Origin of the sequence: Marivita sp. (assembly GCF_017643905.1) — a bacterium.
Taxonomy (GTDB): Bacteria; Pseudomonadota; Alphaproteobacteria; order Rhodobacterales; family Rhodobacteraceae; genus Marivita.
Window position 1 is genome coordinate 1 of the sequence record NZ_JAEPMO010000010.1, and the last position, 24,792, is coordinate 24,792.

23 protein-coding genes are annotated in these 24,792 nt (G+C 59.8%); 16 read left to right on the top strand and 7 right to left on the bottom strand.

Annotated elements, in window-relative coordinates; translation table 11 throughout:
* Positions 1-334 precede the first annotated feature (334 nt).
* Together JJ869_RS02630 and JJ869_RS02635 are read left to right on the top strand one after the other, a co-directional pair.
* On the top strand, positions 335-961 hold the full coding sequence (locus JJ869_RS02630) for a response regulator transcription factor (protein ID WP_292264423.1): 627 nt from the start codon (positions 335-337) through the stop codon (positions 959-961).
* A gap of 296 nt (positions 962-1,257) precedes the next feature.
* Positions 1,258-1,779 (top strand): acyloxyacyl hydrolase, encoded by a 522-nt coding sequence (locus tag JJ869_RS02635; RefSeq protein ID WP_292264424.1) that lies wholly within the window; start codon positions 1,258-1,260, stop codon positions 1,777-1,779.
* Between the two features lie 18 nt (positions 1,780-1,797).
* Here JJ869_RS02635 and JJ869_RS02640 read toward each other — a convergent pair whose 3' ends face one another.
* From JJ869_RS02640 to JJ869_RS02655, 4 genes are all read right to left on the bottom strand, one after another.
* Positions 1,798-2,124, bottom strand: a complete 327-nt coding sequence (locus tag JJ869_RS02640; protein WP_292264425.1) for a hypothetical protein — start codon at positions 2,122-2,124, stop codon at positions 1,798-1,800.
* A gap of 7 nt (positions 2,125-2,131) precedes the next feature.
* The gene (locus tag JJ869_RS02645; RefSeq protein ID WP_292264471.1) at positions 2,132-2,872 is read right to left on the bottom strand and encodes a GAF domain-containing protein; all 741 of its coding nucleotides are present in this window, start codon (positions 2,870-2,872) and stop codon (positions 2,132-2,134) included.
* Between the two features lie 275 nt (positions 2,873-3,147).
* Positions 3,148-4,200, bottom strand: a complete 1,053-nt coding sequence (ugpC, locus tag JJ869_RS02650; RefSeq protein ID WP_292264426.1) for a sn-glycerol-3-phosphate ABC transporter ATP-binding protein UgpC — start codon at positions 4,198-4,200, stop codon at positions 3,148-3,150.
* Positions 4,181-5,020: an IclR family transcriptional regulator gene (locus JJ869_RS02655; protein ID WP_292264427.1), complete on the bottom strand. Its 840-nt coding sequence runs from the start codon at positions 5,018-5,020 to the stop codon at positions 4,181-4,183. Before JJ869_RS02655 ends, ugpC (JJ869_RS02650) begins: the two co-directional genes overlap by 20 nt.
* Before the next feature lie 149 nt (positions 5,021-5,169).
* Here JJ869_RS02655 and JJ869_RS02660 point away from each other — a divergent pair, with 149 nt between their 5' ends.
* The 9 genes from JJ869_RS02660 (at position 5,170) to JJ869_RS02700 (ending at position 14,783) form a co-directional block, all read left to right on the top strand.
* Complete coding sequence (locus JJ869_RS02660; protein ID WP_292264428.1) at positions 5,170-6,432, top strand: ABC transporter substrate-binding protein; 1,263 nt, start codon at positions 5,170-5,172, stop codon at positions 6,430-6,432.
* A gap of 98 nt (positions 6,433-6,530) precedes the next feature.
* A complete protein-coding gene (locus tag JJ869_RS02665) occupies positions 6,531-7,454 on the top strand; it encodes a sugar ABC transporter permease (protein WP_292264429.1) in 924 nt (307 codons plus the stop codon).
* Between the two features lie 88 nt (positions 7,455-7,542).
* Positions 7,543-8,391, top strand: coding sequence for a carbohydrate ABC transporter permease (locus JJ869_RS02670; RefSeq protein ID WP_292264430.1), 849 nt, complete (start codon positions 7,543-7,545; stop codon positions 8,389-8,391).
* 12 nt (positions 8,392-8,403) lie between these two features.
* Entirely contained in the window at positions 8,404-9,744 is a 1,341-nt protein-coding gene (locus tag JJ869_RS02675; protein WP_292264431.1) for an alpha-glucosidase/alpha-galactosidase, read from the top strand.
* Positions 9,745-10,518, top strand: a complete 774-nt coding sequence (locus JJ869_RS02680) for an SDR family oxidoreductase (protein ID WP_292264432.1) — start codon at positions 9,745-9,747, stop codon at positions 10,516-10,518.
* Entirely contained in the window at positions 10,515-11,417 is a 903-nt protein-coding gene (locus JJ869_RS02685; RefSeq protein ID WP_292264433.1) for a 2-dehydro-3-deoxygalactonokinase, read from the top strand. The genes JJ869_RS02680 and JJ869_RS02685 overlap by 4 nt, the downstream gene beginning before the upstream one ends.
* A complete protein-coding gene (locus tag JJ869_RS02690) occupies positions 11,414-12,019 on the top strand; it encodes a 2-dehydro-3-deoxy-6-phosphogalactonate aldolase (protein ID WP_292264434.1) in 606 nt (201 codons plus the stop codon). The genes JJ869_RS02685 and JJ869_RS02690 overlap by 4 nt, the downstream gene beginning before the upstream one ends.
* Positions 12,019-12,864 (top strand): SMP-30/gluconolactonase/LRE family protein, encoded by an 846-nt coding sequence (locus JJ869_RS02695; protein WP_292264435.1) that lies wholly within the window; start codon positions 12,019-12,021, stop codon positions 12,862-12,864. Before JJ869_RS02690 ends, JJ869_RS02695 begins: the two co-directional genes overlap by 1 nt.
* The gene (locus JJ869_RS02700) at positions 12,861-14,783 is read left to right on the top strand and encodes a beta-galactosidase (RefSeq protein WP_292264436.1); all 1,923 of its coding nucleotides are present in this window, start codon (positions 12,861-12,863) and stop codon (positions 14,781-14,783) included. Before JJ869_RS02695 ends, JJ869_RS02700 begins: the two co-directional genes overlap by 4 nt.
* Here the strand turns inward: JJ869_RS02700 and JJ869_RS02705 are convergent.
* The 3 genes from JJ869_RS02705 to JJ869_RS02715 are packed head-to-tail and all read right to left on the bottom strand — an operon-like array spanning position 14,780 to position 18,114.
* Positions 14,780-15,748 carry a glucokinase gene (locus tag JJ869_RS02705; protein WP_292264437.1) on the bottom strand — a complete coding sequence of 323 codons (969 nt, stop codon included), beginning with the start codon at positions 15,746-15,748 and terminating at the stop codon, positions 14,780-14,782. The two genes, JJ869_RS02700 and JJ869_RS02705, sit on opposite strands and share 4 nt — an antisense overlap.
* A 1-nt stretch (position 15,749) precedes the next feature.
* Entirely contained in the window at positions 15,750-17,078 is a 1,329-nt protein-coding gene (locus JJ869_RS02710) for a GH1 family beta-glucosidase (RefSeq protein WP_292264438.1), read from the bottom strand.
* Positions 17,079-17,088: 10 nt separating this feature from the next.
* Positions 17,089-18,114, bottom strand: coding sequence for a substrate-binding domain-containing protein (locus tag JJ869_RS02715; RefSeq protein WP_292264439.1), 1,026 nt, complete (start codon positions 18,112-18,114; stop codon positions 17,089-17,091).
* Positions 18,115-18,354: 240 nt separating this feature from the next.
* Between JJ869_RS02715 and JJ869_RS02720 the strand changes: the two genes are divergently transcribed.
* From JJ869_RS02720 to ugpC (JJ869_RS02740), 5 genes are all read left to right on the top strand, one after another.
* Positions 18,355-19,623, top strand: a complete 1,269-nt coding sequence (locus JJ869_RS02720; protein ID WP_292264440.1) for an ABC transporter substrate-binding protein — start codon at positions 18,355-18,357, stop codon at positions 19,621-19,623.
* 130 nt (positions 19,624-19,753) lie between these two features.
* Positions 19,754-20,773 carry a sugar ABC transporter permease gene (locus JJ869_RS02725; protein WP_292264441.1) on the top strand — a complete coding sequence of 340 codons (1,020 nt, stop codon included), beginning with the start codon at positions 19,754-19,756 and terminating at the stop codon, positions 20,771-20,773.
* A 13-nt stretch (positions 20,774-20,786) separates the two neighbouring features.
* Positions 20,787-21,944, top strand: a complete 1,158-nt coding sequence (locus JJ869_RS02730) for a carbohydrate ABC transporter permease (RefSeq protein ID WP_292264442.1) — start codon at positions 20,787-20,789, stop codon at positions 21,942-21,944.
* A gap of 78 nt (positions 21,945-22,022) precedes the next feature.
* Positions 22,023-23,675 carry an alpha-amylase family glycosyl hydrolase gene (locus tag JJ869_RS02735; RefSeq protein ID WP_292264443.1) on the top strand — a complete coding sequence of 551 codons (1,653 nt, stop codon included), beginning with the start codon at positions 22,023-22,025 and terminating at the stop codon, positions 23,673-23,675.
* A 27-nt stretch (positions 23,676-23,702) separates the two neighbouring features.
* Complete coding sequence (ugpC, locus tag JJ869_RS02740) at positions 23,703-24,791, top strand: sn-glycerol-3-phosphate ABC transporter ATP-binding protein UgpC (protein WP_292264444.1); 1,089 nt, start codon at positions 23,703-23,705, stop codon at positions 24,789-24,791.
* Position 24,792: the final 1 nt, after the last annotated feature.

The window sequence follows — 24,792 nt, forward strand, 5'->3', positions numbered from 1 at the left end:
AAGCTGGCGCAAGCTGCGCGGCTTCGTTCATCTCGCCGACGTCATCCAGGGCGTCGATTTCGTCAACGGCATCAAGCCAATAAACCAGCAGCTAACCGCCGCATGATGATCGCTTGGGCACCAGATTTGACAATAACTCAAGGATTTTCTCTTTCGGGGTCTGATAAAGCACCTCGATAGGTCAGGTCTGCAAACTTTCGCTCATTTAAATTTTGTCCATTGACCGTTTATGTTGATCTCTGGTTTCATAATACTACCTAGGGAGGTGTAGCGTACTGAGTTTACGACCAACTGGTGGTCAAAGATCACTGTAAAAAAACACAGGATTACGCTCATGAGCCACACTAAAAAACTACACGTTCTCATCATCGAAGATCGCGCTCTCATCTCGGACCTGCTCTCGTTGAGCCTGGAGGAAACGGGTGACTTTGAAACCACGTCAGTTTCCACTGTCAAACGTGCGTTTGAGGTCAAGGCCGATAAGAAGTTTGACTTGGTTATGTTGGAAACCAGTTTGGCAAATCCCGTTAAAATTCGGGACGTGCAAGACATGGTGCAACAATTTGATCCTGCGAAAGTTGTGCTTTTCGGCAGATCCACAATCCCCATGTTCGCGCAAAACTGCCTGGATATTGGCGTTTCCGGCCTGATTCCCAAGCAGTTTTCTCTCGAAGCGCTTATCCTTACACTGAAGCTGATTCATACCGGGCAAAAATTCATTCCAAGTGAACAGCAAATGGCTACGGTTTCGGATCAGGCTATGGATCGGTGTTCTCTTTCGCGAAAAGAATTCGATGTTCTGAAAAAGCTCACCGAAGGACTTTCGAACAAGGATATAATGGTAATTCTGGGCTTGTCTGAGTCCACGGTGAAAATGCATATCCGGTCGATTTGCAAAAAACTTGGAGCCACAAATCGGACGCAAGCTTTGGTTTTTGCCCAGAGACACGGCTTGATATAGCGTTTCGACGTTTCTGCGCCCATAGTGTATCGGGTGCAAATGTTCAGTGTCGTCAAATTCGGTCAGTGCAAGGTGACAGCGGTGGAGCCGAGACATTTTCTGCTTGCTTGACAGAAAGCGATCTGTTGGGCCGCTCCATCGCGATGTTCTCGTCAAGAGGAACGATGTATCCACGACGCGCGGCGGTGCGCGTTGCATAAGCGTTTTGGCTGCAATGCCGACGGTGAAACTGGACAAGCGAACGCATTTGGCCCATCCCTCGGGTCAGAAAACCTCTGGCAAGGACGGATTCCCGAATGGCTGACGGCACATTTGCAGCACTGGTCTTCATCATTGGCCTGACCGACATGAGCATGAACCATTGCGGGACGCAGGCGGGCTGTCTGGGGAAATCCGACGCCACGCCGCGGGTTTCGATCTCTGGGGGAGAGGTTCTGGAGCGGCGAGCCGATCCTGCGGGAGAGGTGTATCTTCGCTACGATCTTGGCCATAAGCGTGGGCCGTTTGGCAATGCCGCCGGTTTGTCGATCGGAGAAAACGGAGAGACGTGGATCGGATTTGGCTCCACCTACACGATCCCCTTTGGCCGCAGCGGCGCATATGCTGAACTGCATTCCATGCCGGGACTGTATTTCGACAATGGCGGCTTCGACCTTGGCGGACCGATTGCATTCCGGTCTGGCATCGAGTTCGGTTACGAAAACCGGCGCGGCTGGCGGATGGCGCTGATCTATGACCATCGGTCGAATGCCGGGATCTACGAGGACAACCCCGGCATCGAGACAGTTCAGTTCAAGGTTTCTGTGCCATTGAACTGACTTGCACGATCAAAGGCGTCAGGAACCCAGGACTTCCATCACGGCGTTTGTCGCCTCGCGCTCGTACCGGAACACCGGCACGGCCTGAAAATCCGAGGTCTTGCAGGTGAAGCTTGTGCGCAACGTGTCGAACAGCTCGGCATGGTCCTTCTGGAACTTTTTCATGTCATTGGCATCATCAAAGTTCACAGTAATGTAGAGAGAGCCTTCCTTGCAAAGCAGGATATTCAGAGCGGAGATATTGGATTTTGCGATCAGGCCACCGATTTCTTCCGCTGCGTAGGACGCCGCGATTTTGCCTTCGGTCAGGCTTGCCATTTTGATGTGATAAATCTTTGTGTACATGGCTTTCTCACTCCATCATTGCAAAAAGATCTTCGATTTCGATCGCCTTCTTTGGCGCGATTAGGTGACGACGGAATGTCGATGCGTGAAGACCGTGTTGTGACTGGATCTCGCGACCCTTGGCTGTTAGATCCGGCTGTTTTCCGTCCAGGGTCACAATGCCCCATTCGGCCAATCGCTGAAGCTGACCGGTATCCACGGGCTGGCCCGCACAGAGGTCAAGAAAACTAGCCATCTCACCGGGATGCACATCGGGGTGAGCATGGTGGAAATACTTGGCAAGTCTGGACATCCGTTCGGTGATCGCGTCGCGCTCTTCCATCTGTAATGAAATGACAAGCGTCAGGTTATTCGCCAGCGATTGCATGCGTTGAACCTGAGTGGGGGCCATGACACGCGGTTTGTAATCCACAGTACATAAGGTGCCCAGCACAAGCCCGTCATTGCTGACCAGAGGGTAGGCACCCCAGAACACCCAATGTGGTGAGTCCGTTACCAAGGGATTATTCTTGAGCTTGGGGTGCTCACGCAGATCTGGCACGATCAGAGGTTGCGTGGTGCCGAGAGCATATTGGCACAGCGTCAAATGACGCGGCACTTCATCGGCGTCAATCAGACCGCCGAAATCCTTGGCCAGAAAAAACTGGCGGTCTTCGTCCAGAAGGCCGGTATAGGCAACCGGACAGTCGGTGATCAGTTTAGCGAGATCCACATACAGCCCGTAGCGGTCCTCCTGATGGACATCCATCACGCCCGATCGGTGAACCCGAGCAATGCGGGCCTCTTCATTTGCGGGAAGTGGCGCGGCCTCATAGACGGGGAGCGCCGGTTCGCGGTTAGCAGCAGCAGACATTTCAAGTTCTCTCCGTTCTCTTGATATAATAATCGTAAGGCGATGCCACTTTCAGTGAAGGATATCGAAGGGTAAGTCCGATATGTCTTTTGATCGCGCGCGTCGTTATCGACCCGCCGCGGAGCGAGCGAACATGTGGAAAGATCTTGCAGAATATGGGTTTAGTCCGACTACCGCAGCCGCAATTCGGATGTCGCATCGAACAGATACATGTGGTCGGGATCAACCACGAGATCGACCTGATCTCCAATTGCAGACCTGTGATCCCCACGTTCCTCGACGATGATCTTCCCGCCATCCGGTCCGATCAGGTGAACATAGGACACACCGCCAAGGCTTTCCGTCAGGTCGACCCGGTGCGACGATCCTGCTTTCAGCGTCAGATGCTCCGGCCGCAGACCGATCAAGACCTCTTGGCCGTCTTGCGCTGATCCGGTCTTCGGCACCGAATAGGTCAGACCGTTGGACATGACCTCACCGCCCTTGACGGTCCCACGGATGAAATTCATCGACGGAGATCCGATGAACCCTGCAACAAAGCGGTTGTCGGGATCGCGATAGAGGTCCATCGGGGCACCCACCTGTTCGATGCGACCAGCGCGCAGCACGACGATCTTGTCGGCCAGCGTCATCGCTTCAACCTGATCGTGGGTCACGTAGATCATCGTGGCACCAATCTCTTTATGGAGGCGGGCAATCTCCACGCGCATCTCGACGCGCAGCTCGGCGTCGAGGTTCGACAGCGGCTCGTCGAAAAGGAACACCTCCGGCCCGCGCACGATGGCACGACCGATGGCCACGCGCTGGCGCTGGCCGCCGGACAGGGCCTTGGGCTTGCGCTTGAGATAGTCGTCCAGCTTGAGGATGCGGCTTGCCTCGGCGACCTTGGTCTTGATTTCGGACGCGGGATGGCCGGTCATCTTGAGCCCGAACCCCATGTTTTCCTCAACCGTCATATGGGGGTAGAGTGCGTAGGTCTGGAACACCATCGACACGCCCCGATCCGACGGATCAAGCCGCGTCACGTCGCGGTTGCCGATGCGGATCGTGCCTTCGGTGGTTTCCTCAAGCCCGGCCACCATGCGCAACAGCGTGGACTTGCCGCAGCCCGATGGCCCGACAAACACGCAGAACTCCCCATCCTGAATGTCCAGATCTATCCCGTGGATGACCTGCGTGTTGCCATAGCGTTTGATGACAGAGTCAAGCGTCACTCCGGACATGGGACATCTCTCCGTTGTTGTGGGGGGTGGGCAGCGCGGCAGATCGCGGGAAGAGCCAGCTTTCCGCGTCGCGGGCAATCGCGGACGCGGCTTGCTTGAGCCGTGGACCGAGGCTGCGCAGCGTGTCGAGATTAGTGCGCCGGGTGGTGCCTGTGACGGACAAGGCGCCAAGCGGGCGGGACTGCGAATTGAGGATTGGCACAGCAACGCAGACGATGCCGATCTCGTGCTCCTCGCGGTCAAAGCTAATTCCTTCGGCGCGGATCTCTGCCAATTCGCGCTGAAGACTGGCGGCAGAGCCATGCGTGGCAGACGTAAACTGGTGCCAGCTTTGCTGGGCGAGGGCGGTCTGCAATTCCGGCTCTGGCAGGAAGGCCAACATCGCCTTGCCCACCCCCGTGCAATACGCCGGGCCGACTTTGCCGGCCTGACTGAACATCTCGACCGGATCGCGGGCGTTGCGCTTGTCGACATACAGCACTTGTGCGTGATCGAGCTGGGCGAGGTGAATGGTCTCTCCGGTCTCGGCGCTGAGCGCGTCGATATGGGCGCGCGCGACAGGGGCCAATGAGGATTGCGCCCAGGCTGCATGTGCGAGCCGAACAAGCCGCAAGCCCGGCGCATAGGTCTGACGATCGGGATCGTATTGCAGCATGCCCTGATTGGTGAGTGTCTGCACAAACCGGTAGAGCGTGGCTTTCGGCATGTCCGACTCGGCCAGCAATTCGCCAAACCGAACCGGGCGTCCGCAAGACGCGATCTGATCCAGCACGGACAGGGCTTTGCCCACGGTGCCGTCATTGCGTTCGACCGATGCCATGTCGCGAGATCCTCCCTTCACCGCAAGTCGCGCCCTGACGGCTGTTGACAACCATAGGCGAGTCGCTGTTATGATTTCAATATGCAAAACAAGGTTTCAAATAATGGAACCAATCTTGCACCAGAATTGGGAGCATAAGGGAGGACACCATGCGTTCCACATTGAAAGCGTCAGCACTGGCGCTGACGGCTGCACTTGCAGCCTCAACGGCATTTGCAGGAAGCCATTCGCTCAGCGGCGATTTGAAGATTTTCCTCGATACATCGAACCCGGCACCCCGCGCCACCATGGAGGCGATGATCGCGCGTTTCCAGGAACAGCATCCGGGTCTGAACATCGAAACCACGGTGATTGATCGCGAAGCCTACAAGACCCAGATTCGCAACTTCCTGACCGCAGACGCACCGGACGTTGCGACATGGTATGCCGCCAACCGCATGCGCCCCTATGTCGAGGCGGGTCTGTTTGAAGACGTGTCCGACCTCTGGGCGGAACCCGCGATTGCCGAAAACCTCGCCTCCACCAAGGGTGCGATGACCATTGATGGGAAGCAGTGGGGCGTGCCTTATACCTACTACCAGTGGGGCATCTACTACCGCAAAGACCTCTACGACCAGTTCGGTCTGAGCGAGCCTACCAACTGGGAAGAGATGAAGTCCAACTGCCAGACGCTGCTGGACAATGGCGTCAAGTGCTACACCATCGGCACCAAGTTCCTCTGGACTGCTGGCGGCTGGTTCGACTACTTGAACTTGCGTACGCATGGCTATGATTTCCATATGGAAATGGCCGCTGGAGATGTGGCGTGGACCGATGACCGCGTGCGTCAGACCTTCGCCAACTGGCGCGAGCTGATCGACATGGGCGCCTATGTCGACAACCACCAGAACTACTCCTGGCAGGAAGCGCTGCCCTTTATGGTGAACGGCGATGCTGCCGCCTATCTCATGGGCAACTTCGCCGTGGCCCCGCTGCGCGAAGCGGGTCTGACAGATGATCAGCTCGACTTCTACCAGTTCCCGGCGATCACCGAAGGCGTCGCCATGGCAGAAGACGCGCCGACCGACACCTTCCACATCCCGGCCAATGCCAACAACAAGGAAGCGGCACGGGAATTCCTGCGATTCGTGGTCTCGGCGGAAGAACAGACCGTCATCAACAACGGCCAGAACCTTGGTCAGCTGCCGGTGAACGCATCCGCATCCATCGACGACGACAAGTTCCTCGAGCAGGGCTTTGCGATGCTGTCGTCCAACAGCCCAGGCGGCGTGGCGCAGTTCTTTGACCGCGACTTCCCGGCCGAGATGGCGGCCGAAGCGATGCAGGGCTTCCAGGAATTCATGGTGTTCCCGGACAACCTCGACGACATTCTGGCCCGCCTCGAGCAGGTGCGCCAGCGCGTCTACAAGTAAACCAATCGCGTGGGGGCCGGGAACTTCCCGGCCCGTCACGGCTCATCCGCAAGCCGCAGCCGCGGCTTTCGCGTGGCCCGTGTGGAGGAGACCCGACCATGACCACCGCAACCCTGCCGGACACTGACCCGCCCAAGCGCGGTTGGTACAAGCGCAACGAAATCGCGGTTACGCCGTGGCTTTTCCTTGCGCCCGCCATCCTGTTCTTCGCGGTCTATGTCATCATCCCGATCTTCCAGAGCTTTTCGATCTCGCTTTACGATTGGGACGGGTTGGGGCAGGCAGAGTATATCGGCCTTGCCAATTATCAGGAGCTGATGAACGACCGTGCCTTCGAGGTGTCGCTCTGGAACAACCTCAAATGGCTGGTCTGCTACCTGCTGGCAATCCCGGCGGGCCTTTTCATCGCGCTTTTCCTGAACCAGACGGTCACAGGTATCCGCATCTACAAGTCTTTGTTTTTCTTTCCATTTGTCCTCAGCCAGGTTGTTGTCGGCCTCGTCTTCGCGTGGTTCTATCTGCCGAACGAAGGGCTTTTGCCGGCCATCGTCGGATGGTTCGGCTTTGGCCCGGTGAACGTGCTGGGTGACCCGTCTTGGGCGACCTACGGCATCATCCTCGCGGGCCTATGGCCGCAAACGGCCTATTGCATGATCCTCTACCTAACCGGCCTCAACGCCGTGGATCCCGAACAGGTCGAGGCGGCGCGGCTGGACGGCGCCAAGGGCTGGAAGATGCTCTGGTACGTCATCATCCCACAACTCAAGCCCGCCACTTTCATCGCCTTTGTCGTGACAATCATCGGCGCTTTGCGGTCCTTTGACCTTATTTCGATCATGACAAATGGTGGCCCCTTCGGCCAGACCCGCGTTCTGTCCTTCTACATGTTCGAAAAGGCGCTGTCGGAATACGGCTTCCGCATGGGCTATGGCGCGGCAATCGCGGTGGTGCTGTTCCTTATCATGCTGGTCTTCATCGCCTATTTTCTCTGGTCGATGTACCGCGAAGAGAAGGGGCATTGAGCATGTGGGGACTGACAGGAGCCTCCGGCGGGAGTTTATTTGGCAAGATGAAGAGCATGTCGTGGTGCTTTGACGGGGAGGTGGTCTGATGTTCCCGCGTCCCATCCAACAGGCCAGCGCGCCCGCGCAGACCGCCTACAAGACGATGCTGCCTATCGCGCTGATCCTGTGGCTTCTGCCGCTGATCGCGGTGGCGGTGTTTTCGATCAAACCGGCATCCGATTTCACCCAGGGCAATTACTGGGGGGTGCCCGGCTCGTTTGAATTCTTCAACAATTACGGGCAGGTGTTCTTCAACTCCGACATGCCGCGTTACATGCTGAATTCAGTGCTGATCACCGTGCCCACGGTGATTGGGGCTGTGGCCTTGTCGGCGATGGCGGGGTTCGCGCTTGGGGTCTACAAGTTCCGGTCGAACATCTGGGTGTTCTTCATGTTCGTCGCGGGCAACTTCGTGCCGTTCCAGATCCTGATGGTTCCAGTGCGCGACCTGACGCTGGACCTTGGGCTGTATAACACCAAGACGGGCCTCGTGCTCTTTCACATCGCGTTCCAGACCGGGTTCTGTACGCTCTTCATGCGCAACTTCATCCGCGCCCTGCCGTTCCCGCTGATCGAAGCGGCGCGGGTCGAAGGCGTCGCAGAGTGGCGCATCTTCTGGTACGTGGTGCTGCCCCTTATGAAGCCCGCGCTGGCGGCGCTTGCCGTGCTGATCTTCACCTTCATCTGGAACGATTATTTCTGGGCCATCGTTTTGACCCAAGGACCGGATGCACAGCCCGTCACCGCTGGGATCACCAGCTTCAACGCACAATACCGCGCCGCCTATCACCTGATGAGCGCGGGCAGCATCGTCGCGGCCTTGCCGCCGGTGCTGATGTTCTTCCTCATGCAGAAACACTTTATCGCGGGCCTGACATTGGGCGCGGTGAAATAAGGACCAAAGACCATGACACGCATCGCCTTTATCGGCGCAGGCTCGACCATCTTCACGAAGAACATCGTGGGCGACGTTCTTCACTTTCCAGCGCTGGAGGGGGCCACCTTTGCGCTGATGGACATCAACGAGCAGCGGCTGGAGGAATCCGCGCTGGTGGCGCGCAAGCTGATCGCCGCCTCGGGGCGGTCCGCGCAGGTCGAGACAACGACAGATCAACGTCGGGCGCTGGCCGGGGCGGATTTCGTCGTGACCGCGTTTCAGATCGGCGGCTATGAGCCATCGACCGTGATCGATTTCGACATCCCCAAGCAATACGGTCTGCGTCAGACGATCGGCGATACATTGGGTGTCGGCGGCATCATGCGCGGGTTGCGCACCGTGCCGCATCTCTGGGGTGTTGCAGCGGATACGGCAGAGCTGTGCCCGAACGCGACCCTGCTGCAATACGTCAACCCGATGGCGATCAACACATGGGCGCTGGCCGAACGCTATCCTCATGTCAAACAGGTGGGGCTGTGCCATTCCGTGCAGAACACGGTCGAAGAATTGGCGCATGATCTGGACCTGGCGAAAGACGAAATCCGTTATCGCGTGGCCGGCGTGAACCATGTGGCGTTCTTTCTGGACCTGACGCACAAGGGCACATCGCTTTATCCTGCGTTGCGCGACGGTTATTGCAACGGCAGCCTGCCCAAACCGCCGCTGCTGATGTCGCGTTGCGCCAACAAGGTGCGCTACGAGGTGATGGAGCATCTTGGCTATTTCTGTACGGAAAGCTCGGAACATCTGGCCGAATATGTGCCTTGGTTCATAAAGTCGGGCCGGGAAGACCTGATCGACACGTTCAGCGTGCCGCTGGATGAATACCCCAAACGCTGCATCGAACAGATGGCCGATTGGGCGGATCAGGCAAAGGCTTACCGTACGGCGGATCAGATCGACTTCAAGAAGAGCCATGAATTCGCGGCCGAGATCATGAACGCAATGGTCACCAACCAGCCCTACACGATCTACGGCAACCTGCCGAACCGGGGTCAGGCGCCGCAACTGCCCAAGGGCGCGGCGGTCGAAGTGCCCTGCATGGTGGACGCAAACGGCATCCAGCCTTCGGTGGTCGATGATATCCCGCCGCAGCTTGTGGCGCTGATGCGCACGCAGATCAACGTGCAGGAACTTGTGGTCCGCGCGCTGGTGGACGAAGACATCGAACATGTCTACCACGCCGCCATGATGGATCCGCACACCGCCGCCGAATTGGATCTGCGCCAGATCCGCTACCTTGTGACCGATCTCTTGGCTGCACATGGCGACATGCTGCCCGAATTTGCCCGACTGAAGAAAGCCGCCTGAATGACCACCTACGCGACATTCCACGACCTTAAGGACGCTTCGGTCTTCATCACCGGAGGCGGTTCCGGTATCGGCGCGGCGCTGACCGACGGGTTCCTCGGGCAGGGCTCGAATGTGGCCTTTGTCGGGCGTTCAGACGCGTCCGGTTTCGTGTCCGATATGCAGGCGAAGCACGGCACAGCGCCGCTCTTCATCCAGTGCGACATCACCGATACTGCGGCACTTCAGTCCTCGATCGCGCAGGCGGCAGAGGCGCATGGTCCGATCACCGTGCTTGTTAACAACGCCGCAAATGACAAAAGGCATACCGCGCTCGACATAGATCAAGCGTTCTGGGACTGGTCCACTGCCGTCAACCTTGACGCCTATTTCTTCGCCTGTCAGGCGGTGATCCCCGGTATGCAAGAGGCAGGGGGTGGCGCGATCGTGAATTTCAGCTCCATCAGCTACATGATGGGTAACGCAGGTTACGTGGCATATACCACGGCAAACTCAGGCATCACCGGCATGACCCGCAGCCTTGCGCGCGAATTCGGACCGGACAACATCCGCCTTAATGCGCTTGCCCCCGGCTGGGTCCTGACGCCAAAGCAGAAAGAGCTTTGGGCAGATCCGGCGTCGCTCGCCGCCCATCTTGACAGGCAATGCCTTAAGGAGCATCTCGTGGAGCAGGACGTGGTGGATGCCACGCTGTTTCTGGCCTCAAAGACCAGCCGCATGATGACGGGGCAGACGCTGGCCGTGGATGGCGGTGTGGTCACGGTGGCGGCATGACGGACTGGCTTGCCGTTGATTGGGGCACCTCCCACCTGCGGGTCTGGGCGATGACGCAGGGCGGCACGCTGCAGACCCGGCGCAGCAATGATGCCGGCATGGGGACGCTCTCGCGCGATGGGTTTGAGCCTGCGCTGCTCGATCTGGCCGGAGACCTGCTCGGTGCCGGCAAAACGCCTGTGATCGTCTGCGGCATGGCCGGATCGCGCCAAGGCTGGGCCGAGGCGAAATACGTGCCCACGCCCTGCACTCCGCCGGGGATCGACCGGGCGACCTATGTGCCGACCAGCGACCCGCGCCTCTCGGTCCACATCCTGCCCGGAGTCAAACAGACCAACCCGGCGGATGTGATGCGCGGTGAGGAAACGCAGATCGCAGGGTTTCTTGCGCTCAATCCGAAATTTGACGGCGTGATCTGCCTGCCGGGCACCCACACCAAATGGGTGCATATCAGCGCGGGTGAGATCGTCAGCTTCCGCACCTACATGACCGGAGAGATGTTCGCGCTCCTGTCGCAGCAGTCCGTCTTGCGCCACACGGTGACGGGGGACGGCTGGGATGTAAGCACATTTGCTGATGCAGTGTCGAACGGAATGTCCAACCCGGCAGAACTTGCAGCGCGGCTTTTTTCTATACGCGCCGAAGGCTTGCTAAACGATCTTCACGCAGATCAGGCCCGCGCGCGCCTGTCCGGTCTGCTGATCGGTGCCGAACTTGCCGCCGCCAGACCCTATTGGCTGGGCCAGCATGTGGCGCTGATTGGCGATGACAAACTGTGCAAGGCTTATGCCGATGCTCTCGGGGCCCAAGGCCTGCCCGTTGAACGCACAGACGCGGAACGCATGACGCTGGAAGGGTTGAAAGCCGCCTATGCGGCCCTCAAGGAGACCACGCAATGACCCGCAAGATCATCGCCATCCTGCGCGGGATCACCCCAGCTGAGGCCGTGCCGATCACCGAAGCGTTGATCGAGGCAGGGATCACCTCCATCGAAGTGCCGCTCAATTCGCCCGATCCGTTCACGTCGATCAAGCAGATGGTGGACGCCTTCGGGCAAACTGCTCTGATCGGTGCAGGCACGGTGCTGAACCCCGACGACGTGCAGCGTCTGCACCAGATCGGCGCGGGCATGGTCGTGTCGCCCGATTGCAACCCGCGTGTGATCGTCGCGACGAAACAGGCGGGCATGAAAAGCTATCCCGGCGTGATGACGCCGACTGAATGCTTCACCGCACTGCGCAATGGGGCGGATGGGTTGAAGCTCTTTCCCGGTTCCCTGATCGGGCCGCAGGGGTTGAAGGCGATCAAGGCTGTCCTGCCGCCAGGCACCGAAACCTACGCCGTGGGCGGTGCTGGCCCGTCGAACTTTGCCGACTGGCGTGCGGCGGGTGTGGACGGGTTCGGCATCGGCTCGGCACTCTACAAACCCGGCACATCGGTTGCCGAGATTGAAACCCGCGCGGCAGAGATTGTCGCGGCCTATGACGCGGTGATGTCCTGATGGCCTCCATCTTCAGCAACACGGTCTGCACCCTTGGTGAAGGCCCGCTCTGGCATCCGCAGGAACAGGTTCTCTACTGGTTCGACATCATCGGCAAACGGCTCTACCGCAGCGACGGGACCGATGAACAAAGCTGGGATTTCGACGAACATGTCTCTGCCGCCGGTTGGGTCGACACCGGCTTTCTGCTGATCGCCAGTGAAACGTCACTTTCCGTATTCGACACCGAGACCGGCGAAAGCACCTTCCTGCATCCGCTGGAGGCCGACAATCCGATCACCCGGTCCAACGATGGCCGCGCCGACCCGTGGGGCGGGTTCTGGATCGGGACGATGGGCAAGAACGCCGAACCGGGGGCAGGGGCGATCTACCGCTACTATGACGGCACGCTGACCAAGCTGTTCGACAGGATCACCATCTCCAACGCGATCTGTTTCGCACCGGATCGCAGCCATGCCTTTTACACAGACACGCGCAAGCGCAAGATCCTGAAGGTGGCGCTGGACGACGACGGCTACCCGGATGGCAAACCGACGCTGTTCACCGATCTGACCGCGGCCGAGCTGAACCCCGATGGTGCGGTTGTCGATGCCGAGGGCAACCTCTGGGTCGCGCAATGGGGGGCGGCGCGGGTGGCCTGCTACGGACCCGATGGCGCGTTGATCCGTGCCATTGCCGTGCCCGGCGTGCAGGCCAGTTGCCCGGCCTTTGGCGGTCCGGATCTGAGCACGCTCTACGTCACGACCGCCGCAGAAGGGCTTGATCCTGCGGGCGAAAATGATGGCAAAACCTTCGCCATCCCATCAGGCACCAGAGGCCAGAAAGAACACCAAGTCATCCTATGAAACGCACGCTTGGCACCTGCTACTATCCCGAACATTGGCCTCGCGCGATCTGGGAGGAAGACGCCGCCCGCATGGCAGCCCTTGGACTCACCTGGGTGCGCATCGGCGAATTCGCATGGTCCCGGATCGAACCCGCACCGGGCGATTTCCGGTGGGAGTGGCTGGACGAGGCGATCGACGTCTTGGGCGCTGCGGGCCTCAAGGTCGTGCTGGGCACGCCAACGGCTACACCGCCGCGCTGGGTCTGTGACAAACATCCCGACATGTTCGCCGTCGATGCGCAGGGTCGCCCGCGCGGGTTCGGCTCGCGCCGCCATTACTGCTTCAGCCATGAAGGCTACCTTGACGAATGCCGCCGCATCGTCACCGAGGTCGCCAAGCGCTATGGCCGGAACCCGCATGTCGCGGCGTGGCAGACTGACAACGAATACGGCTGTCACGACACGATCCTGTCCTATTCCAACGCCGCGCGTCAGGCGTTCCGGGGCTGGCTGCGCGCACGCTATCCGGGGCAGGGCAATGATGGCGACATTGACGCCCTGAACGCCGCGTGGGGCAATGTGTTCTGGTCGATGGAGTATGACGATTTCGATCAGATCGACCTGCCGAACCTGACCGTGACCGAACCCAACCCGGCCCATGTGCAGGCGTTCCGGCGGTTTTCCTCCGATCAGGTGGTGCGCTTCAATCGCATTCAGGTCGAGATCATCCGCAAATACTCCGAAGCGCCGATTTCGCACAATTACATGGGGCGGATCACCGATTTCGACCATTTCGCGGTGGGCGAGGACCTCGAAATCGCCACATGGGACAGCTATCCGCTGGGCTTCCTTGAAGACCGCGTCGGCGCGTCGCCAGAGAACCAGCGCCATTACGCGCGCCAAGGAGACCCGGACTTTCAGGCGTTTCACCACGATCTCTACCGCGCAGTCGGTAAGGGGCGCTGGTGGGTGATGGAGCAGCAACCCGGCCCGGTGAACTGGGCACCCTACAACCCGGCACCATTGCCCGGCATGGTCTGCCTCTGGACGTGGGAGGCCTTTGCCCACGGGGCCGAGGCGGTCTGCTATTTCCGCTGGCGTCAGGCGCCTTTTGCGCAGGAACAGTTGCACGCGGGCCTCTTGCGCCCCGACAGCGTGATCGCGCCGGGCTATGTCGAGGCCGAGCAGGTGGCGCAGGAACTGGCCGACGCGCCGGATGTGTCGATCACCCAGGCCCCCGTCGCGCTGATCTTAGACTATGACGCAGCCTGGGCGTGGCAGGTGCAGCCGCAGGGGCAGGGCATGGACTATTTCGGTCTGGTCTTTGACCTCTACCGTGCGTTCCGGCGGGCAGGAGTGACCGTCGACATCCTTCCGCCAACCCAGCGCGACTTCACAGGGTATCGCGTGGTCGCAGCGCCCGGAATGATGACCATGCCGGATGACCTGAAGACCGCACTTTCGGAAAGCGATGCCGAGGTATTGATCGGTCCGCGCTCCGCCGCCCGGGATGGTGACTTTACTATCCCCGTACCGCTGCCGCCCGCATGGCCGGGGCTGGACGTGACCGTGACACGGCTTGAGACGATCCGTCCGGACATGCCGATCCCCGTTGATGGCGGAGGACACATCAAGAGCTGGTTTGAACATCTTGAAGGGCAATCAGAAATTGCCTTCACGACCGACAGCGGTATGCCAGTCACCATGCGCTCCGGCACCACCACCTATTGCGGTGGCAGGGGGGATGATGCGTTTTTTGACCGTTTGGTGAAAGACCTCTGCGACCGGGCCAAGGTGGATACCATCGCCCTTCCCATGGGCGTGCGTCTGCGCGATACTGGCGCTGAGCGGTTCTGGTTCAACCACAACCCACACGATGTTGAGATCGCGGGGAAAATCCTTGGTCCGGCCGGTCTGATCCGGGAGCCGGTGGCTTAACCCATCAGCTCCATCAGATGCGCCGCCGATCCGGTCAGGGCCGCGTAATCGTCATCGACCAGATGCACCGGGAACTGTTCCATGAACTCCGAGAACCGTCCCTTGTCGTAGAACGCCTCGCGGAAGCCCAACCGTTCGAGATGCGGAGCAAAATGGCGGGCCACGCCACCGATCAGGTAGATGCCGCCAAAGGGCAGATGCACCAGCGCCAGATTGCCCGCAGCACGTCCCATCATGCGGATGAACATGCGTGCCGCGTCTTCCGCGATCTGGCTGGAGCCATCGTTCACTGCCTGCATGATCCCGCCCGCATCCAGCGGCGCATCCACGCCAGCTTCATCGCAGAGCCATTCGTACACCCGCTCGAACCCGCGCCCCGACAGCACATCCTCGAACCCCGGCGTGCCATGTTTCTTTGCGATCCAGTCGAGCAGCCGCAACTCGTCGCTGTTCTGCGCGGGTAGGGAGACGTGACCGGCCTCCGAAGGCGGCACCAGAGTGCGTTCGTCCAGACGATACACCGCTGCCGCGTTCATCCCCGTTCCGACACCGATCACCAGCCGTGCGGCGTGATCCCCGGCTTTCTGCCCCGGCAGGATGGTCTGCAACACATCGGGCTTCAGATGGTCCAACGCGTGCCCTTGCGCTTGAAGGTCGTTCAGGACCGCGACAGTCTTGGCTCCCGTCGCCTCGGCCACCGACGCACGGTCGACGGTCCAGCTGAGGTTCGTCAACTCGCCCACGCCATCTCGCACCGGACCGGCCATCGCGACGCAAGCCGCATCCGGCACCACCGTCTGATCCGCCATGTAGGCCCGCAGAACCGCAAGCAGATCAGGATGTTCGGCGTTGCGAAAGCGCTTGATGGTCTCGGTCCGCACGATGCCGCCATCCGTCAGCGCGACACGGGTATTCGTGCCGCCCAGATCGGCGACCAATGCGGTCAAGGTCGTGGTCTTGGTCATGTCAGATCCCGGTCAACGCGGATTTGAGCGCGTGATAGGAGGATTTGGGCGTGCGGTCCAGTGTGTCGAAATCCACATGCACCAGACCAAAGCGTTTCTCATAGCCCAGCGACCATTCGTAATTGTCCATCAGCGACCAGATGAAATAGCCCTTTACCGGAGCCCCTTCCGCCATCGCGCGTTGAACGGCGGCGACATGTTGATTGAGATAGTCGATGCGGTGCGGGTCATCGACCACACCGTTTTCGATCACGTCCGGTGCCGCCATGCCGTTTTCCGTCACATAAAGCGGCAAATCCCCGGTGTACTCGCGCGCGGTGCGGGTGAGGAAGTTGTACAGTCCCTCGGGATAAATCTCCCACTCCATGAAGGTCTTGGGCAGCGGGCCTTCGACCTCGTGATGACTGGGCCACGGGCCATCGTTCGGCGCGATGATCTTGCGGGTGTAGTAGTTGATGCCGCACCAGTCGAGCGGGGCTTGGATGATGCCGAAATCATCCTGACAGCCCTTGGGCATATGCGGCTCCAGCCCCTCCATCACGTTCTCAGGATACTGGCCTTTGAACACACCCGACATGAAGAAGTGGTTGTAATAGCCGTCATAGAGCGCTGCTGTTTTCTGCGCAGCTTCGCTGTCATCGACAGGTGTGGCCCATTCCATGTTGAACACTCCGCCAAGGTTGCTGATGCCCAAGCCGCGCATCGCTTGTATCGCGGTGCCATGCGCCTTGAGAACATGGTGCATCGCATGGGCCGTCGCGCGGATGTCGCGCAGGCCGGGGGCGTGATGGCCAAGGAAATGCGAAAGCCAGCCAACGCACCAAGGCTCGTTGATCGGCGCGACCGAGAACATGCGGTCGCCGATCCGGCCCATGATGACCTCGGCGAAATCGCCGAACCACTTGGGCAGGTCCGGGTTGCGCCAGCCGCCCAGATCGGCCAGCGCCACGGGCAGTTCCCAGTGGTAGAGCGTGGCGCAGGGTTTCAGACCGCGTTCGAGCATCGCGTCGGTCAGACGGTCGTAGAAATCCAGACCTTCGGGATTGGGCGCACCGCGCCCGTCCGGCATCACCCGCGCCCAGCTCGTGGAAAAACGGTAGGCATCGAGGCCAGCCGCTTGGACCAGATCGAGATCCGCTTCGTACCGGTGGTAGTGATCGCAGGCCCGATCGCCGTTTTCCGCGCGCACCACGTTGCCGGGGGTGGCCGCGAAGGTGTCCCAATGGGTTTTTCCCGCCCCGCCAAAGGCATGACCTTCGATCTGGTAGCTGGAGGTGGCGGTGCCAAACAGGAAATCGTCAGGGAAATCCTGCCGTGTGAAGTTCAGCATGGGGTGTCCTTCAGGTTGCGGCGGGTCCGGTGGACCGGCCGATGATCAGGTCTGCTTCGAGCAGGCGGGTCTTGGGCCCTTTTTGGGGCAGGGCGATCAACGACAGCAGCATATCGGCCGCCTCTGACCCGGCATAGCGCACCGATGACCGCAACGCGGTGAAAATTGGTACATCATCCCCATTCTCGAGATAGCTCAGCGCGTCGTCATGGGTGATGATGGACACGTCCCGCGCCAGCACAAGCCCCGCCTCGTGAATCGCACGGCGCACGCCAATGGCCGTGATGATCGAAGAACAGACGAACGCAGTCGGTTTTTGTGATCGTGCCAGCATCTCCTTGGCGGCGCGATAGCCATAGATCTCGGTCATTTCCTCGCTGCGCATCAGGCTGGTATCAATGGAAATACCGTGATTGCGCAGGGCCGTTTCGTAGCCCTTGCGCCGCCGAAAGGCGAAATCCATGTGCTCGAGACCATTGAGCAGCGCAATGCGCTTGTGGCCGAGTTCGATCAGAAACTGCGTCCCGCGTTCGAACGCGCCACGGTTGTTCACGTCGATCCACGAATAAGGCAGATTCACATCCGTCGACCGCCCGTGCACCACGAAGGGCAGGCCGATGCGGGACAGAAGCGCGATGCGTTCGTCGTTGATCACAGGGCCATGCACGATGATGCCATCCACCGTGCCGCGCGCCCGGATGTCTTCGTAGGCGCGGGTCTCGTCACGGTCGGGTACCAGCTTGAGCATCATGTCATAGCCTGCCCGCGCGTAGCTTTCTCCAGCCCCCGCGATGAAATCGCCGAACACGGGGTTCACCATCTCATGCTGGTTGGAGACCGGGATCACGTGCCCAATGGCAAGCGCACGGCCTGTCGCAAGCCCCTTGGCGCGGAGGTTGGGGCGATAGTTCAGATCCTGTGCCGCCTTCAAAACGCGGGTGCGGGTGCTTTCGCTGACTTCGGGATATCCGTTCAGCGCGCGACTCACCGTGGTCTGCGACAGGTTGAGGTGTTCCGAAAGTTGCTTGAGATTCACAGGGTTTTCCAAAGCGCTTTTATTTTTGCCACCAAATTAGACACAAAAACCAAGGCGAGGAAAGCCCCTTTACGCGCGCAAAATTTCTGCAAAGCAGCATAATACAATGATAATTCTGGCTCAACTGCGGATTGACAGACGCTAACAAATCGGGGAGTTTTAAGCATCCAAAGCGCTTTGGAGTGATTCCAGCGCGGGGGATGAGTCAGGCGCTAACATGCGCAACTTGGGAGGTACCTCATGAAAAAGACGCTCACATCGAGTGTGGCGGTTGCCGCGCTGTGCTCCAGCGCCGCATTTGCCGAAGATCTCACTGTATTCGGCCCATGGCTTGGCCCGGACCAAGCCAATGTCGAGGCGGTTCTGTCCGATTTCGCCGCGAAGTCCGGTCACAACGTCAGCTATGTCGGCTCCGACAGCTTTGAACAGCAGATCGTCGTTGATGCTGAGGCCGGTTCGGCTCCGAACATCGCCGTTTTCCCGCAGCCGGGTCTGGCGTCCGATATGGCCGCGCGTGGCTTCCTCACGCCGCTCAAGGATGGCACCGCTGACTGGGTGCGCGACAACTACGCCGCCGGTCAGTCCTGGGTCGATCTGGGTACCTATGCTGGTCCGGACGGCGCAGAGGACCTTTACGGCTTCTTCTACAAGGTCGATGTGAAATCGCTGGTCTGGTACTCGCCCGAGAACTTCGAGGATGCGGGCTACGAGATCCCGACCACCATGGAAGAGCTTAAAGCACTGACGGATCAGATCGTCGCCGATGGTGAAACGCCATGGTGCATCGGTCTGGGGTCCGGGGGTGCAACCGGCTGGCCGGCGACCGACTGGGTCGAGGATATGATGCTGCGCACACAGACGCCCGACGTCTACGACCAGTGGGTGTCCAACGAAATCCCGTTCACCGACGAGCGCGTTGTTGCTGCGATCGAAGAATTCGGGGCATTTGCCCGCAATGACGACTATGTGGCCGGTGGGGCCGGGGCCGTGGCCTCAACCGATTTCCGCGACAGCCCGAAGGGTCTCTTTGCAGCACCGCCGCAGTGTTACATGCACCGCCAGGCATCGTTCATCCCGGCGTTCTTCCCGGAAGGCACCGAAGTGGGCGCGGATGCGGATTTCTTCTACTTCCCGGCCTATGCGGGCAAGGATCTCGGCTCTCCGGTTCTGGGTGCAGGCACGCTTTGGGCCATCACCAACGAGAACCAGGCCGCACATGATCTGATCACATATCTCCAGTCGCCCGAAGCGCATGAGATCTGGATGGCGAACGGTGGCTTCCTGACACCGCACAAAGGCGTCGACCTGTCGAAATTCTCGACCGAAGCTGCCGCGAACATGAACCAGATCCTTCTGGACGCCACCACGTTCCGCTTTGACGCCTCCGACCTGATGCCGGGCGGCGTGGGTGCAGGCACGTTCTGGACCGGTATGGTCGATTATGCCGGTGGGAAGGATGCGGCCACGGTTGCCGGCGAAATCCAGTCGAGCTGGGACGCGCTGAAGTAAGCGACTTGCAATGATCCAGGACTGCGCGGGCATTCGCGCAGTCCAAATCTACAAAGCTGCAAAGCCAAAACCCGTTTTAAGGGACCACCAGTGGCACACACTGGATCAGCACACATTTTGGGAGGGACAGATGAATCCCGCAATTCAAGGTCTGTTGACCATTGCCATCGGTGTCGGCGGTTGTCTGAGCTATTTCTACTTTTCCAACCAGATTTTGGACAAGGTGGTGTTTCCCGCCAAAGGCCCGAACGCGGGTAAGAACATCAACCGCGCCAATCTCGTACGCCCGTGGCTGTTCCTGCTGCCGGCTCTTCTGGCGTTGGGGCTGTACCTTGCCTACCCGGTGGTCGAAACCATCCGCCTGTCTCTCACCTCGCGCGAGACATTGCCGGATGGCACAACCGTCTACAATTTCGTGGGTCTTGCCAATTACGTGCAGATGTCGGGCGATCCCAAGTTCTGGGAAGCATTGGTCAACAACATGTTCTGGCTGATCGTCGTTCCCGCCATGTCGACCGCCTTTGGTTTGCTGGCTGCACAGCTGACTGACCGGCTCTCATGGGGCAATATCGCCAAATCGCTGATCTTTATGCCGATGGCGATTTCCTTTGTCGGGGCTGCGGTGATCTGGAAACTGGTCTACGACGCGCGCCCGCCGGGCACCGAACAGATCGGCGTGCTGAATGCCATCTATGTCTGGCTGACGGGCAATGATCCGCAGCAATGGCTGACCACGCCATTCTGGAACAGCTTTCTGCTGATGATCGTTCTGATCTGGATCCAGACCGGCTTTGCCATGGTGATCCTGTCTGCCGCCCTGCGCGGCATCCCGGAGGAAACCATCGAGGCCGCCATCGTGGATGGTGCCAACCCGTTCCAGATCTTCTTCAAGATCAAGATGCCCCAGATCGCCGGCACCATCGTCGTGGTCTGGACCACCATCACGCTCGTCGTGCTCAAGGTGTTCGACATCGTGTTTGCCATGACCAACGGTCAATGGGGCACGCAGGTTCTCGCCAATTACATGTTCAACCAGTTGTTCGTCGCCCGCGATTGGGGCGTCGGGTCGGCCAGTGCCATGATCATCATGCTGCTGGTGACGCCGATCCTTTACTGGAACGTGCGCAACGCGCGCAAAGAAATGCGCTGAGGAGGGACGGAGCATGGACAATATTGCAGGTACCAAATCCTCGCTCACATGGGCGGTCCACATCTCAGTCGCTCTGCTGGTGGCGCTCTGGCTTTTCCCCACGGTCGGCCTCTTCGTGTCGTCCTTCCGCACGGCGGACCAGATTGCGACATCGGGCTGGTGGAAGGCGCTGTTCCCCACGGAACAAAGCCTCACCCTGCGCACTGCTGATCCCGATACGCAGACTCTGGTCGATGGGGTCTACGTGATCGAGGGCAATCTGTTCACAGGCGAAGACCTGTCTGAGGACATCGACATGTCTGCATGGGGCACCTCGTCCCGTGATGTCGGCGCCTATGCACCGGGTGACACGGCCGAGCTGCGCGATGGTGAGCGGATCACTGTGCAGGCCAATGGCGATTACCGGCTGGAAAGCCCGGTTCAGATGGAAGGCAACAGGGGGCAGCGGATCTTCGTGACCGCCGAACTGCCGCCGGATTTCACGCTGGAAAACTACGAGCAGGTTCTCCTGTCCGGAAACGCGACCGACAGCATGGCCAAGGCGTTCTTCAACACTCTGACCGTGACCATTCCGGCGACCATCATTCCGATCGTGGTGGCGGCGTTCGCGGCCTACGCGCTGGCTTGGATGGATTTCCCGGGCCGGGCGCTGCTGATCGCCATCGTGGTCGGCTTGCTGGTCGTGCCGCTGCAACTGGCGCTGATCCCGCTCCTGAAGCTGCATTTGGGGATCGGCATCGGCAAAGGCTACCTCGGCACATGGCTGGCCCATACGGGGTTCGGTCTACCCTTGGCGATCTATCTCTTACGCAACTACATGGTCGGTCTTCCACGGGACATCATCGAAAACGCCCGCGTGGATGGGGCGACCGAGTTCCAGATCTTCACCAAGATCATCCTGCCGCTGTCCTTCCCGGCACTGGCCAGCTTTGCGATCTTCCAGTTCCTGTGGACATGGAATGACCTGCTGGTGGCCAAGGTGTTCCTGATCGACGCGACAGGTCAGACCACGGTGATGACCAACCAGATCGTCGAACTTCTGGGCACACGCGGCGGCAATTGGGAAATCCTTGCCACGGCAGCTTTTGTATCCATCGCGGTGCCGCTTCTGGTGTTCTTCGCGATGCAGAAATACCTCGTGCGCGGCCTGCTGGCCGGATCGGTAAAATAACGCGTCCCGCCCAAGCGGCGGGGCCAATTCTCACAACGCATCTGCGGGTGCGGATGCAAGGAAAACAGGACGATGAACGTGGCAAACACTCTGGCCGCAGAAAACACAGCCGTAGACAATGACTGGTGGCGCGGTGCGGTGATCTACCAGATCTATCCGCGCAGCTTTCAGGACAGCAATGGCGATGGCGTCGGGGATCTTCTGGGGATCGCGCAGCGGCTGCCTTATGTGGCGTCGCTTGGCGTGGATGCGATCTGGATCAGCCCGTTCTTCACCTCGCCGATGAAGGACTTTGGCTACGACGTCAGCGATTATTGCGACGTTGACCCGATGTTCGGATCGCTGGCCGATTTCGACGTGCTCGTGCAAACGGCGCACCGCTTGGGCATCCGGGTGATGATTGACCTCGTGCTGTCGCACACCTCGGACCAGCATCCGTGGTTTCAGCTCAGCCGGTCGAGCCGCGACAATGAAAAAGCGGATTGGTATGTCTGGTCCGACCCAAAGGACGATGGCACGCCGCCCAACAACTGGCTGTCGATCTTCGGCGGGTCGGCCTGGCAATGGGATGCGCGACGCGAGCAGTATTATCTGCACAACTTCCTGACCTCGCAGCCCGACCTGAACTTCCACAACCCGGATGTGCAGCAGGCACTTCTGGATGTGACGCGGTTCTGGCTGGATCGCGGTGTCGATGGCTTCCGCCTCGATACGATCAACTTCTATTTCCACGACAAGGAATTGCGCAGCAATCCGGGACTGCCCAAGGAAAAACGCAACGCCAATATCGCGCCGTCGGTGAACCCGTATAACCATCAGGAACACCTTTATTCCAAGAACCAGCCCGAAAACCTAGCCTTCCTGGAGCGGTTCCGTGCGCTGCTTGATGAATACAACGGCACCACATCCGTGGGCGAAGTGGGTGACGCGCAGCGCGGGCTCGAAATCATGGGTGAATATACCCGTGGCGAAAACCGCGTGCACATGTGCTACGCGTTCGAATTCCTTTCGGGGGTAGAGCCGACCGCCGACCGGTTTGTCGAAGTGTTGGGGCAGGTCGACGAGGTGGCGTCGGACGGCTGGGCCTGCTGGGCGTTTTCGAACCACGACGTGACGCGCCACGCCTCGCGCTGGAACCTGTCACCCGCCGCACAGCGCCTCTTTGCGACGCTGATGATGTGCCTGCGCGGATCGGTCTGCATCTATCAGGGCGAAGAGTTGGGTCTGCCCGAAGCCGAGGTCGGGTTCGAGGATCTGCAGGACCCCTACGGCATCCAGTTCTGGCCGGAATACAAGGGCCGCGATGGCTGCCGCACGCCGATGGTCTGGGAGCCGTCGAACCAGAATGGCGGCTTCACATCCGGCCAGCCTTGGCTTCCGGTCAGCCACGAGCACTTGCACCACACCGTCGCGCATCAAGAAGACGATCCGGCGGCGATCCTGCACCATTACCGCCGCGCCATCGCCTTCCGTCACGCGCAGCCCGCGCTTGCCAAGGGCGAGCATGATGGCGTGAAAAGCACGGGCACCATCGTGCATTTCACCCGCAGCCATGATGGCGCGACGATTTTCTGTGCCTTCAACCTGAGCGACCAGCCCGCCACGATTGCAATGCCGACGGGCAACTGGGCGCAGATCGGTCTGGAACTGGGGAGTGCCGGACCACAGGCGGATGGCAAATTGCATCTTGGCCCGTGGCAACCGTGCCTCGCGCTGAAAATGAATTCCTGAAAGAGACAGGGTTAGGGAGGGACAGTCATGGCCAATTTAAAGCTGACGGATGTCGAAAAGACGTATGCCGGCGCGGTCAACGTGCTCAAGAACATCAACCTCGACATCAAGCAAGGTGAGCTGATTGTCTTTGTCGGCCCATCAGGCTGTGGCAAGTCCACGCTGCTGCGGATGATCGCCGGACTGGAAAAGATCACCGGCGGCACGCTCGAAATCGACGGGCAGGTGGTCAATGACATGCCGCCCGCGATGCGCGGCATTGCCATGGTGTTCCAGTCCTATGCGCTTTATCCACACATGACGGTGCGCGAGAACATGAGCTTTGCTCTCAAGATCGCCAAGAAGCCGCAGTCAGAGATTGATGCCGCGGTGAACCGCGCGGCCAAGATGCTGCAATTGGACCAGTATCTCGACCGACTGCCCAAGGCCCTGTCTGGCGGTCAGCGTCAGCGTGTGGCGATTGGCCGGTCGATCGTCCGCGACCCCAAGGTTTATCTGTTCGATGAACCGCTCTCGAACCTCGATGCGGCGCTGCGCGTCGCCACCCGGATCGAGATTGCGCAACTCAAGGAACAGATGCCCGAAAGCACGATGATCTACGTGACCCATGATCAGGTCGAAGCGATGACACTTGCCTCCCGCATTGTCGTTTTGGCCAACAAGGGGATCGCGCAGGTCGGGGCGCCGCTGGAGCTGTATGAACGACCCAACAGCGAATTTGTGGCGCAGTTCATCGGCTCGCCGTCGATGAACCTGCTTCCGGGCGAAATCGTGGGCACCGGGGCGCAGACCACGATCAAGATGGATGGCGGCGGCACGGCGGTGTCGGATTACCCGACCACCGATGCAGATATGGGCCTCAAGGTCAATGTCGGGGTGCGGCCCGAGGATTTCCTCGAAACGGATGGCGATTACATCTTCGAAGGCAAGGTGAACATCACCGAAGCCTTGGGCGAGGTGACGCTGCTTTATTTCGAAAAGCAGGGCGATGCGGACGCGGTGATCGGCAAACTGCCGGGCATCCACGCCGATCTTCGCGGCAAATCCGTCCGGCTGGGCGCATCACCGGACAAGGTGCATGTGTTCCACAACGGGGTGTCGCTGCTCTACCGCTGAG